Consider the following 11,107-nt stretch of genomic DNA (forward strand, 5'->3'; position numbering starts at 1 on the left):
GTGTGGATCTCGCTGCCGGCCACGCGCTCGACGATCAGCACGATCAGGCCGTCGTTCAGCAGCAGCGTGTCGCCCGGACGGACGTCGTTCGGCAGCGCTTTGTAATCGAGGCCGACGCGTTCCTGGTTGCCCAGTTCACCGTTTTCGCCCCAGCGGGCGTCGAGAATGAAGCGGTCGCCATTGTTCAGCAGAATCTTGCCATCTTCAAATTTACCGACGCGGATCTTCGGACCCTGCATGTCGGCCATGATCGCGACTTCGCGGCCGCATTCGGCGGCGGCACGGCGCACCAGGTTCGCCCGGTCAATGTGATCCTGGGCGCGGCCGTGTGAAAAGTTCAGGCGCACGATGTCCACGCCCGCACGAATCATGCGGACGAGCGTATCGAAATCGGAAGAGGCGGGGCCGATGGTTGCGACGATCTTGGTGCCACGAGACATTGAACTATCCTTGATGTGAAAAGCGCAGCCCGAAGCTGCGCCGATGACCGGTTGGTATTATTTTGCTGCGCTGCGTTGCAGAAGGATCTCCACCGCCGGCAGCGTCTTACCCTCGAGGAACTCGAGGAAGGCGCCGCCGCCGGTCGAGATATAGCCGATTTGGTCGGCAATATTGTATTTTGCGATTGCGGCCAGGGTGTCGCCACCGCCGGCGATCGAGAAGCCCTTCGAGGTCGCAATGGCCTGGGCCAGCGTCTTCGTGCCTTCGGCGAACTGGTCGAATTCGAACACGCCGACCGGGCCGTTCCAGACGATGGTGCCGGCCTTGGCGATCTGTGCGGCGAGCTGGGCCGCGGTTTTCGGGCCGATGTCCAGGATCATGTCGTCGTCAGCAACGTCCTTGACGTCCTTCGTCGTCGCGGCGGCCGTCGGCGAGAATTCCTTGGCGCATACGACGTCGACGGGGATGGGGACCGTCGCGCCGCGCGCGGCCATCTTGTCGATGATCGCCTTGGCGTCGCCGACGAGGTCCGCTTCCGCGAGCGACTTGCCGATGTTCAGGCCCACGGCCTTCATGAACGTGTTGGCGATGCCGCCGCCGACGATCAGGTTGTCGACCTTGTCGGCCAGGCTCTGCAGGATCGACAGCTTGGTCGACACCTTGGAACCGGCGACGATGGCCAGCAGCGGACGCTGCGGCGCGCCCAGCGCCTTGCCCAGCGCGTCCAGTTCGGCCGCCAGCAGCGGACCGGCGGCCACGACCGGCGCGAACTTCGCGATGCCGTGGGTGGTCGCTTCGGCGCGGTGCGCCGTGCCGAACGCGTCGTTGACGTAGACGTCGCACAGCTTGGCCATCTTTTGCGCCAGCTCGTCCGAATTTTTCTTTTCGCCCTTGTTGACGCGGCAGTTTTCCAGCAGCACGACCTGGCCCGGCGCGACGTCCACGCCATCGACCCAGTTCTGTTTCAGTTCGACCGGCTGGCCCAGCAGTTCGGACAAGCGCCTGGCGACGGGCGCCAGGCTGTCTTCCGGCTTGAACTCGCCTTCGGTCGGACGGCCGAGGTGCGACGTGACCATCACGGCCGCACCCGCATCAAGCGCAGCGCGGATCGCGGGAACCGAAGCGCGCACGCGCGTGTCTTCCGTAATGTTGCCGGCGTCATCCTGCGGCACGTTCAGGTCGGCGCGGATGAACACGCGCTTACCTTTCAGCGCGTCTTGTTCGATCAGGTCTTGCAAGCGGGTGAAATTGAGAACGGCCATTGTCAGAGGGGTCAAGTGTTTAAAAAACGCTATTTTACCAAAGGCGAGGTTGTCGAAAACATGAGAAATGCGCAGGAGAGCCCATACCTGCATGCCAATAACGTTGGTTTCAACCTATCCTGCCGTCATGACAACCCGGCGGCGCGGATGTCGCATGACTGCAACAAAATGGCGATACGGGACGGCGGCCGGACCGGCGACGATTTCGACCGGGCCATTCCGGCAATCTGGTCGAATCCGTTAAAATCGTGGTTTTGGGAATGCCGGGATACCGGACGCGGTCCGGCTTCCCCTTGCCAAACTAGTTGACGGAGAAATCAATGAACAACAAGACCATCCCGGTCGTGGAACTGGAAGCCAAGGATCTGCCGGCGTATTGCCCGAACCCGGCCATGCCGCTGTGGTCGTCCCACCCGCGCGTCTTCCTGGATTTCGACCACGACGGCAATGCCAGGTGCCCGTACTGCGGCACCCAGTACCGCCTGAAGCCGGGCACCGTGCTGGCCCACCACTGATCCCGTCCCGCCCGGTGGGCCTGCCGTGAACCCCGCAAGCGCCGCAGACTCCCGGACCGCCGCCGGCTATCGCGCCCCGTGGTGGCTGCCTGGCGGCGACCTGCAGACGATTTATCCCGCCCTCTGCATCCGCAAGCCGGCCGTCGCCTACCGGCGCGAACGCTGGGACACGCCCTGCGGCCAGGACTTCATCGACGTCGACCTCGTCGCCGGCGCCTCCCCCGCCGCCCCCTGCGTGCTGCTGTTCCACGGCCTGGAAGGGTCGTCCGACAGCCATTACGCGCGCGGCCTGATGGCAGCCGTCCAGGCACGCGGCTGGCATGGCGCGATCCCGCATTTCCGCGGCTGCTCGGGCGAGGCCAACCTGGCGCCCCGCTTCTACCACTCCGGCGACGCCGAAGAACTCGACTGGATCATCCGCCGGCTGCGCCCGCGCTATCCCGGTCCGTTCTACGTGGCCGGCGTTTCGCTCGGCGGCAACGCGCTGCTGCGCTGGCTCGGTGAACAGGGCCAGGGCGCGGGCATCGTCGATGCCGCCGTGGCCGTGTCGGCCCCGCTCGACCTGGCGGCCGGCGGCGCCGCGCTGTCGTCCGGCTTCAACCGCCTGTACACGCGCATGTTCCTGCAGACGCTGAAGCCGAAGGCACTGGCCAAGCTGGAACGCTTTCCCGGCCTGTTCGACCGCGACCGGCTGCTCGCGGCAAACGATTTATACAGTTTCGACAACATCGTCACGGCGCCGCTGCACGGCTACCGCGACACGGACGACTACTGGCATCGCGCCAGCGCCCGCCACGTGCTGCACGACATCGTCGTGCCGACCCTCGTGCTCAACGCGCGCAACGATCCGTTCCTGCCCGGCCGCCACCTGCCGCAATCGGCCGCGCCTGCGGTGACGCTGGAATATCCCGACACGGGCGGCCACGTCGGCTTTCCCACCGGCCCCGCATTTCCTCCATTCTCTGGAAGACTCGACTGGCTACCGCAACGCATCCTGCGCTTCGTCGACGACGTGGCCGGCCGCCGCGACTCATCAACCGACCTGCCCACGTCGGCGCACGCGCGCGCCGGCGCGGGCGCCGCTGTGCCAAGCTTGCAACCATGGACGACATCGTAAAACAGGCAATGGCCAAATGGCCGAATGTGCCCTACTGCTACGGCTGGCTCGCACTGGACGCGCGCGGCGCCTGGCGCATGCGCGACGAAGCGGCCCAGCGTGCCGGCGCGCCGGGCGACAGGCTGACGAATGCCGCACTGGTCGGCTTCATCGCCCGCAATTATTTATCGGATGAACGGGGCTGCTGGTATTTCCAGAACGGTCCGCAGCGCGTCTACGTGAACGTCGAGACGACGCCGTTCATCGCCCGCACCGACCCCGCACAAGGCCTCGTGCTGCACACGGGCCAGCCGCTGGGCGCCCCGGACGAGGTATTTCTCACGGACGCCGGCGGCATCGTGCTGCGGGCCGGACAGGTGGTGGCGCAGGTGGACGACCGCGACGCGGCGCAACTGCTGCAGGCGTTCGAACTGGATGGACGGCCCGCCGCGATCGAGGACGTGATGGCATGGCTGGAAGGCGGCGCGGGCGAACTGGCCCTGCGCTGGCAGGAGCGCAGCATTGCCGTCGGACGGCTGGCGGCGGACGACGTGCCCGGCCGCTTCGGCTTCGTGCGCCGGCCGGACCAGTAGATACCGTCTCGCCCGTCAAGCCTCACATGGCGTAATTTGGGTCATATGGCCTGCCTGTGTGCACAACACCAAAGCACAGGTGGGCCAGCTTGCGCATGCGGTTTGTCGGCGTTACGCGTGGGCACAGGGGTGCCCACCCTACTCAGCGGTCCTTATCCTTCTTCTCTTTCTTCTCGTCCTTCTGGCGCTCGTTCAGCTCCCGTTCGCGCGCATCGATGACGGCCTGGTCGTAGAACGACACATCCTTCGCCTTGCGCGCGAGATTCAGCTGGTCGACGGCCGCCGGCAGCGCGCCCGTCAGCACATACGATTCGGCCAGCGCCATGTGCTGCAGGGCGATCTTGCCCTGGGCCGCATAGGTCTTGGCCAATTGATCGTAGAGCTTGGGCTCTTCGCGGTATTGCTGCACCTGGTCGCGCAGGAACTGGGCCGCCTTGTCCAGCTGGCCGTCCGCGACCAGCGCGTCGGCGTACTGGCGTGCCAGCATGCGCGACAGCGGGAATTTCTGGAACGCGGCGTCCGCCTCCTGCACGGCCTGGTGGATGACCTCCGGCGGCTGTCCCGGCGCCAGCTTGATCTCGGTGCCGAGGGCGGCGAACATGGCGCTGCCGTCCGTGCCGCTGCGCTCGCTCGAAAACACGCCGGGCCGCGGCTTCGTCGACGCCTTCGCCTTGTCGAGCCAGCTCTGCGCCGTTTTGAGGTCGCCCTGCTTCAGCGCGAGGCAAGAGAGACCGTACATGGCGGCCGTCTGCTGCTGCGTGTTCGGCTGGGCCAGCTGGCTTTCGAACGTGGACCTGGCTTCCTCGCGGCCTTTCTGGCTCTCGTCCTGCAGCACGCGCACGCGGGCACGCACGAGGTGGAATTCGATGCTGTCCGGCCGGATGCGGATCGGCTTGGGATTGTCGCGGATGCGCGACTGGATATCGGCGATGCGCTCGCCCGTCAGCGGGTGGCTGCTGAGCCAGGCCGGCGCCTCGCCATACACGCGCGTCGTGCTCTGCAGGCGCTTGAAGAACCCCACCATGCCCGACGTGTCGTAGCCGGCCGCGCGCATCGTCTGGAAGCCGACGCGGTCCGCCTCCCGCTCGGCATCGCGGCTGAAATTCAGCTGGCGCTGGATCGCGAGGCCCTGCCCGCCCATCATGACGCCCATCGCCGCATCAGCGCCGCCGCCGGCCTTGCCGACGAGCGCCGCCAGCAGCAGCGCGGCGAGCGGCAGCAGCGCATCCTGCTTCTGCTGCCCGATCATGCGTGCGATGTGGCGCTGCTGCACGTGCCCGATCTCGTGCGACAGCACGGATGCCAGCTCCGACTCGTTCTGGGCCGACAACAGCAGCTGCGAGTGCACACCGATGAAGCCGCCGGGCAGCGCGAATGCATTGATCATCGGGTCGCGCACGGCGAAGAAGAAGAAATCGGCATTCATCTCGCCGCGCGCGCCGGGCGCGAACGACACGAGGTTCTCGCCGAAGTTGTTCAGGAATTCGAGGACCGCGTCGTCGTCCAGGTAATCGCGATCACGCCGGATATCGTTCATGATCTCTTCGCCCAGCTTGCGCTCCATCACGGGCGACAGGTCGGAACGTGCGGTATCGCCGAGCGTCGGCAAACCGGTCGTGTCGGCACTGCCGTGCAGGACGGGAACGGTGGGCGCGGCCAGGGCGGCGGCGGTCGCTACGGCCAGGCTGACGGCCATAGCGAGACGGCGCCACGGCCGCCTTGGTGAAAGCTGCAACATTGCTGAAATCGGGTTAGGTTTCACGATGCTATGATACCTGCTTCCCGGCTGTTGAAACCGCCGGGCATTATTTTGTTACTCCTTGTTCACGCCAACATGACAACTTCCGCCGCCGACGCCAGCCCCCTGACCCACTTCGACGCCACCGGCCAGGCCCACATGGTCGACGTCGGCGCCAAGGACGCCACCCACCGCGTCGCCGTCGCCGCCGGCACGATCCGCATGCAGCCGGCGACGCTGGAGCTGGTCCGCTCGGGGTCGGCCAAGAAAGGCGACGTGCTGGGCGTGGCCCGCATCGCCGCGATCATGGCCGCCAAGCGCACGAGCGATCTGATTCCGCTGTGCCATCCGCTGGCCATCACCAGGGTCGCCGTCGATTTCGAGATCGATGCGGCGAATAACAGTGTGCATTGTCGGGCGCAGGTGGAGACCTATGGCAAGACTGGCGTGGAGATGGAGGCGCTGACTTCGGTGCAGGTGGGTCTGCTGACCATTTATGACATGTGCAAGGCGGCGGATCGCGGGATGGTCATGACCAATGTGCGGGTGCTGGAAAAGCACGGTGGGAAGAGCGGGGATTGGACGGCTGGAATCTGAACTTGCTATCGATTTGTTAACCGTGCAATAATTTGCGCCTTCCTTCCTGAATGCTGCTGCACGAAGGGCCACCGTTCCGGCGATCTCTGATAGCCGGCGCGACTTGTCGCCTACTTTGCACGCAGCCATGTCGAATTTTTCCCGTCTTGCCAAAGCCTTCCGCCGTGAAGGTATCGCCGTCGACTATACGGACGGCATCTACCGTATTACCAACGAGCACGCTAGTGCTCAAATCCTGCTGCCGGCCACCTTGCCGCTCGAGCAGAAAGCCGTACGCCAGTTGCTCGACTTTGCCTCGGTGCGTTCGCCGGACAGCCACCACGGCGTCTGCCGCGCCTGCGCGACACCCGACTTCCACCCGGGCTCCATCGCACCGGTCGGCAGCGTGGTCGCCACCGACGCCGACTTCGTGATTCCCGCCGCGATCGGCACCGACATCAACTGTGGCATGCGGCTGGTAACCACCGGCCTGAAGAAAGCCGCAGTGGAACCGATCAAGCAGGCGCTGGTAAAGCGGCTGACCCGTGTATTGCTGGACAATGGCCGCGACGTGCCGGTGCGCAGCGCCGCCTTCCGCGCCCTGTTCGACGATGGGCCTGCCGGCTTCATCGATTCCTTGCGGGCCGATGGATTGTGGGCCGCCGTGGACCGCGACCGCCTCGCCGGCGAGCTGGCGGATTGCGTCAGCCTGGCGGATTTTGGCGGTCATTCGCGCTACGCTCCGGACGCGCTGGTGGGCACGCGCGAGACCATCCGCGATCCCAGCCTCGGCACGCCCGGCGCCGGCAACCATTTTGTGGAACTGCAGGTCGTCGACGAGGTGTTCAACCGCCACGCGGCCTATACCGCCGGGCTGGCAGTGGGCGACGTGGTCGTGATGATCCACTCGGGCAGCCGCGATGTCGGCTTCTTCGTCGGCCAGCGCTGGATGGACCGCGCGCGCGCCGCATGGCCTGCCGGCATCAAGCATCCCAAAAGCGGTTTGTATGGCCTGAGCGGCCCCCTCGCCCATGAGTACCTGACCGCCATGGGCACCGCCGCGCGCTATGCGTGGGCCAACCGCGTGGTGCTGGCCGAACTGGTGCGCAAGGAAGTGAGCGAACTGGCCGGCGGCGATTCGCGTCTGGTGGTCGACGTGCCGCATAACGTGGTGTTGCCGGAACAGGGCATGAACATCCACCGCAAGGGCGCCACACCGGCCCGGCTTGACGATCTGGCACTCATCCCGGGCTCGATGGGCGACGCCTCCTACCTGGCGCGTGGGCTGGGGAACCCGGAGTGGCTATGGTCGTGCAGCCATGGCGCTGGCCGCAGCGTGAGGCGCCAACAGCTCAGGCGCATGGCCGGTGCGCCGTCGGACGGCAACTGGCAATGCGTAACGCTGCGCGACGAGCGCCGGGTCGAGGAAGCACCAGCCGCCTACAAGCCGATCGGTCCCGTGCTCGCCGCTCAGGAACAGGCGCACCTGATCGAGGCCGTAGTGCGGATGAAGCCGTGGCTGACGTTCAAGGCATGAAATAATAAAAGCGCTCGCTGCCTTGCAGGTCGGCTCTTTTACGATTTACGCCATGTGCAAGGCCGCGAAGCGGTATCTTCAAAGGGACCGGCACCGTGAACCGTCAATCGTTCAACCGCGTCCCAATCCACCAATAATTCCCCTGCGCATCCTGCACACCCGCCGACYTGTCCCCATACGGCTGGTCGCGCGGTTCGGACAGGCTGGTCGCGCCATGGTCCAGCGCCCTCGCATACACCTTGTCGACATCCTCGACATACACGTGCACCGATGAGATCAGGTCGGCCCCCGGCCGGGATCCCATCATCAGCACCGAATCGCCGATCCGGACCTCCGCGTGCCGGATCGCACCGTCGGCGTCGGGCTGGCGCCGCAGTTCGGTTGCGCCGAACGCGTGCGCCAGGAAATCGAGCATGGCGCGCACATCCTTGACGAGCAGGTAGGGCGACACCGCGTTATAGCCATCCGGTTTGTATCGAGTCTCCATGATCCCTCCGTTATTGGTCTATGTAGCTGAACAATTCTGGCACAGATGTATCGACTTGCAATACGAATGTTCCGCTTTGACACACCAGATTTGTCTCTTCCGGCACGCAGACATATGGCATGGATATTGCGGATTCCTCCGTGACTGCGCGGCGACGCGTGGCGCCCAACTACCTCACCGATCAAGGAGACAACCATGACCTGGAGCAAGCCTGAATTCACCGACTGGCGTTTTGGTTTTGAAATCACGATGTATATCGCAAACCGCTGACGCAGTCCCGCGGCGGCGCGCAAAGCCGCCGCGGGCTGACGGGGGACCATCATGAACATCGTCGTATTAGGCTCGGCGGCGGGAGGCGGCTTCCCGCAATGGAATTGCAACTGCCGTCAGTGCGCCGGCGTGCGCAACGGCACCCTGCGCGCGACGGCGCGCACGCAGTCCTCGATCGCCGTGTCCGCCAACGGGACGGACTGGGTGTTGATCAATGCCTCGCCGGACATCCTCACGCAGATCCGCGCCACGCCCGCGCTGCAGCCGGCGCGCGCCCGGCGCGATTCCGGCATCGCCGCCGTCATGCTGATGGATGCCCAGGTCGACCACGTCACCGGCCTCCTGATGCTGCGCGAGGGGAGACAACTGCCCTTGTACTGCACGGCGCAGGTCTGGCGCGAACTCAACGACGGACTGCCGCTCGCGCGCGTGCTGTCCCACTATTGCGGCGTCGATTGGCATGCATTGCCGCTGGATGGCGGCGTGCACGTGCCGGGCATCGATGGCATCCGCTTCACGCCGCTGGCGCTGACCAGCAAGGCGCCACCGTATTCCGACCACCGCAACGATCCGCACCTGGGCGACAACATCGGCCTGCTGATCGAAGACGCTACCAGCGGCAAGTCGGTGTTCTATGCGCCGGGACTCGGCGCGATCGAGCCGCACGTCGAGGCCGCGCTGCGCAAGGCGGACTGCGTGCTCGTCGACGGCACGTTCTGGCGTGCGGACGAGATGATCGAACTGGGGCTGTCGCACAAGACGGCGGCCGACATGGGGCACCTGCCGCAGGCGGGCGAAGGCGGCATGATCGCCGTGCTCGACGGCGTCAAAGCGCGGCGCAAGGTACTCATCCACATCAACAACACGAATCCGATCCTGGACGACGACTCCGAACAACGCGCGCTGCTCGCGCGCCACGGCATCGAGGTGGCATTCGACGGCATGGAGATTTCGCTATGAGCACCACGGACACCGCCTGGAGCCGCACCGAATTCGAAGCGCAATTGCGCGCACGGGGTGCCGGCTACCACATCCACCATCCGTTCAACGTCAGGATGCACGACGGCCTGCTGAGCGCCGACCAGATCCGCGGCTGGGTCGCCAACCGGTTCTATTACCAGGTCAATATTCCGCAAAAGGATGGCGCCATTCTCGCCAATTGTCCGGACCGCGAGACCCGGCGCCGCTGGGTACGCCGCATCCTCGACCATGACGGCTGGGACGACTACGAAGGCGGCAGCGCCGGCGGCATCGAAGCGTGGGTGCGGCTCGGCGAAGCGGTCGGGCTCACGCGCGATGCGCTCTGGTCGCAACGCCACGTGGTGCCCGGCGTGCGCTTTGCCGTCGACGCCTACGTCAATTTTGCGCGCCATGCGCCGTGGCAGGAAGCCGTCTGCTCGTCGCTGACGGAGATGTTCGCGCCGCAGATCCACAAGGACCGGCTCGCCACGTGGCCCACGCACTACCGCTGGATCGATCCCGCAGGACTGGATTACTTCCGCAGCCGGATCTCGCTGGCCGAGCGTGACGTCGAACACGGCCTGCAGGTGACGCTGGATCACTTCACCTCCCGCACCCGGCAGGAGCGCGCGCTCGACATCCTGCAGTTCAAGCTCGACATCCTGTGGGCGATGCTTGACGCCATCGAAAAAGCCTATCCGTGAGAGGTCCGCCATGCACACGATTTCCGACCAACCCGCGCTGTCGCGCCTCTTCCGCATGCAGTGGGAAGAAGCACAAGGCCTGTATGTGCTCCTGTATCCCGAAGGTATGGTCAAGCTGAGCCAGAGCGCGGCCGAGATCCTCAAGCGCTGCGACGGTCGCCGCAGCGTGACCGCCATCGTCGACGAACTCGAGCAGGCGTTCCAGTGCGGCGGCCTGCGCGGCGACATCGAAGCATTCCTGCGCGTCGCCGGCGAACGCGGCTGGGTCAACTGAGGTGCCACCATGAACGCCCCGACTTTCATGCCGAACATCGCTCCGCCGCTCTGGCTGCTGGCCGAACTGACGTATCGCTGCCCGTTGCACTGCCCGTTCTGCTACAACCCGGTCGGCTATGCCAACGACCGTACCGAACTGACGACTGAACAATGGTTCGACGTCATGCGGCAGGCGCGCCGGCTCGGCGCGGCCCAGCTCGGTTTCTCGGGCGGCGAGCCGCTGCTGCGCGATGATCTGGAAGACCTGGTCGGCGAAGGCCGCCGGCTGGGGTTCTACACGAATCTGATCACGTCCGGCATCGGCCTGACGGAGGCGCGCCTCGCACGCATGAAGGACTTGGGGCTGGACCATATCCAGTTGTCGTTCCAGGACTCGACACGGGAAATGAACGATTTCCTGTCGAGCACGAAAACATTCGACCTCAAGGCGCGCGTCGCCAGGCTGATCAGACAGTACGACTATCCGATGGTGTTGAACGTCGTGCTGCACCGCTTCAATCTCGACCATGTGGAGCGGATCATCGACATGGCACTCGAGATGGGCGTCGACTACCTGGAACTGGCCAACGCGCAATACTACGGCTGGGCGCTCATCAACCGGGCGCAGCTGATGCCGACGCAGGCCCAGCTCACGCGGGCGGAAAGCGTGGTG

General features: G+C 65.4%; 15 protein-coding genes. 11 read left to right on the plus strand and 4 right to left on the minus strand.

Features of this window, described 5'->3' with window-relative positions; genetic code table 11:
- Both AC1DYX_RS21645 and AC1DYX_RS21650 read right to left on the minus strand, forming a co-directional pair.
- Positions 1 to 440, minus strand: a 440-nt coding sequence (locus AC1DYX_RS21645; protein ID WP_477262642.1) for a pyruvate kinase, incomplete at its 3' end; no start/stop codon positions are given.
- Between the two features lie 57 nt (positions 441 to 497).
- On the minus strand, positions 498 to 1,703 hold the full coding sequence (locus tag AC1DYX_RS21650) for a phosphoglycerate kinase (protein ID WP_477262644.1): 1,206 nt from the start codon (positions 1,701 to 1,703) through the stop codon (positions 498 to 500).
- Between the two features lie 15 nt (positions 1,704 to 1,718).
- Between AC1DYX_RS21650 and AC1DYX_RS21655 the strand changes: the two genes are divergently transcribed.
- The 4 genes from AC1DYX_RS21655 to AC1DYX_RS21670 are packed head-to-tail and all read left to right on the plus strand — an operon-like array spanning position 1,719 to position 3,907.
- Positions 1,719 to 2,012, plus strand: coding sequence for a hypothetical protein (locus AC1DYX_RS21655; RefSeq protein ID WP_477262646.1), 294 nt, complete (start codon positions 1,719 to 1,721; stop codon positions 2,010 to 2,012).
- An 11-nt stretch (positions 2,013 to 2,023) separates the two neighbouring features.
- Positions 2,024 to 2,218, plus strand: coding sequence for a zinc-finger domain-containing protein (locus AC1DYX_RS21660; protein WP_477262648.1), 195 nt, complete (start codon positions 2,024 to 2,026; stop codon positions 2,216 to 2,218).
- 25 nt (positions 2,219 to 2,243) lie between these two features.
- Positions 2,244 to 3,335, plus strand: a complete 1,092-nt coding sequence (locus tag AC1DYX_RS21665) for a YheT family hydrolase (protein WP_477262650.1) — start codon at positions 2,244 to 2,246, stop codon at positions 3,333 to 3,335.
- Positions 3,320 to 3,907 carry a DUF2946 family protein gene (locus AC1DYX_RS21670; RefSeq protein ID WP_477262652.1) on the plus strand — a complete coding sequence of 196 codons (588 nt, stop codon included), beginning with the start codon at positions 3,320 to 3,322 and terminating at the stop codon, positions 3,905 to 3,907. The genes AC1DYX_RS21665 and AC1DYX_RS21670 overlap by 16 nt, the downstream gene beginning before the upstream one ends.
- Before the next feature lie 142 nt (positions 3,908 to 4,049).
- Here the strand turns inward: AC1DYX_RS21670 and AC1DYX_RS21675 are convergent, their stop codons facing one another.
- Positions 4,050 to 5,603 (minus strand): M48 family metalloprotease, encoded by a 1,554-nt coding sequence (locus tag AC1DYX_RS21675; RefSeq protein ID WP_477262654.1) that lies wholly within the window; start codon positions 5,601 to 5,603, stop codon positions 4,050 to 4,052.
- 138 nt (positions 5,604 to 5,741) lie between these two features.
- Between AC1DYX_RS21675 and moaC the strand changes: the two genes are divergently transcribed.
- Positions 5,742 to 6,242, plus strand: a complete 501-nt coding sequence (moaC, locus tag AC1DYX_RS21680; protein WP_477262656.1) for a cyclic pyranopterin monophosphate synthase MoaC — start codon at positions 5,742 to 5,744, stop codon at positions 6,240 to 6,242.
- 127 nt (positions 6,243 to 6,369) lie between these two features.
- Positions 6,370 to 7,758 carry an RtcB family protein gene (locus AC1DYX_RS21685; RefSeq protein ID WP_477262658.1) on the plus strand — a complete coding sequence of 463 codons (1,389 nt, stop codon included), beginning with the start codon at positions 6,370 to 6,372 and terminating at the stop codon, positions 7,756 to 7,758.
- A gap of 103 nt (positions 7,759 to 7,861) precedes the next feature.
- Here AC1DYX_RS21685 and AC1DYX_RS21690 read toward each other — a convergent pair whose 3' ends face one another.
- A complete protein-coding gene (locus AC1DYX_RS21690) occupies positions 7,862 to 8,245 on the minus strand; it encodes a VOC family protein (protein WP_477262660.1) in 384 nt (127 codons plus the stop codon).
- A gap of 195 nt (positions 8,246 to 8,440) precedes the next feature.
- Here AC1DYX_RS21690 and pqqA point away from each other — a divergent pair, with 195 nt between their 5' ends.
- The 5 genes from pqqA to AC1DYX_RS21715 all read left to right on the plus strand — a co-directional run.
- Positions 8,441 to 8,515, plus strand: a complete 75-nt coding sequence (pqqA, locus tag AC1DYX_RS21695) for a pyrroloquinoline quinone precursor peptide PqqA (RefSeq protein WP_477262668.1) — start codon at positions 8,441 to 8,443, stop codon at positions 8,513 to 8,515.
- A gap of 48 nt (positions 8,516 to 8,563) precedes the next feature.
- Complete coding sequence (gene pqqB / locus AC1DYX_RS21700; protein WP_477262670.1) at positions 8,564 to 9,475, plus strand: pyrroloquinoline quinone biosynthesis protein PqqB; 912 nt, start codon at positions 8,564 to 8,566, stop codon at positions 9,473 to 9,475.
- Complete coding sequence (gene pqqC, locus AC1DYX_RS21705; protein WP_477262662.1) at positions 9,472 to 10,179, plus strand: pyrroloquinoline-quinone synthase PqqC; 708 nt, start codon at positions 9,472 to 9,474, stop codon at positions 10,177 to 10,179. The genes pqqB and pqqC overlap by 4 nt, the downstream gene beginning before the upstream one ends.
- A 10-nt stretch (positions 10,180 to 10,189) precedes the next feature.
- The gene (gene pqqD, locus AC1DYX_RS21710) at positions 10,190 to 10,453 is read left to right on the plus strand and encodes a pyrroloquinoline quinone biosynthesis peptide chaperone PqqD (protein WP_477262664.1); all 264 of its coding nucleotides are present in this window, start codon (positions 10,190 to 10,192) and stop codon (positions 10,451 to 10,453) included.
- A 9-nt stretch (positions 10,454 to 10,462) separates the two neighbouring features.
- On the plus strand, positions 10,463 to 11,107 hold a 645-nt coding region (locus AC1DYX_RS21715), incomplete at its 3' end, for a radical SAM protein (RefSeq protein ID WP_477262666.1).

Source organism: Massilia sp. P2_C2 (assembly GCF_056404615.1).

Coding starts and splice junctions, on each gene's coding strand:
- AC1DYX_RS21685 (WP_477262658.1), top strand. CDS start 6,370: ATGTCGAATTTTTCCCGTCTTGCCAAAGCCTTCCGCCGTGAAGGTATC.
- pqqD (WP_477262664.1), top strand. CDS start 10,190: ATGCACACGATTTCCGACCAACCCGCGCTGTCGCGCCTCTTCCGCATG.
- AC1DYX_RS21670 (WP_477262652.1), top strand. CDS start 3,320: ATGGACGACATCGTAAAACAGGCAATGGCCAAATGGCCGAATGTGCCC.
- moaC (WP_477262656.1), top strand. CDS start 5,742: ATGACAACTTCCGCCGCCGACGCCAGCCCCCTGACCCACTTCGACGCC.
- AC1DYX_RS21675 (WP_477262654.1), bottom strand. CDS start 5,603: ATGGCCGTCAGCCTGGCCGTAGCGACCGCCGCCGCCCTGGCCGCGCCC.
- AC1DYX_RS21650 (WP_477262644.1), bottom strand. CDS start 1,703: ATGGCCGTTCTCAATTTCACCCGCTTGCAAGACCTGATCGAACAAGAC.
- AC1DYX_RS21660 (WP_477262648.1), top strand. CDS start 2,024: ATGAACAACAAGACCATCCCGGTCGTGGAACTGGAAGCCAAGGATCTG.
- pqqC (WP_477262662.1), top strand. CDS start 9,472: ATGAGCACCACGGACACCGCCTGGAGCCGCACCGAATTCGAAGCGCAA.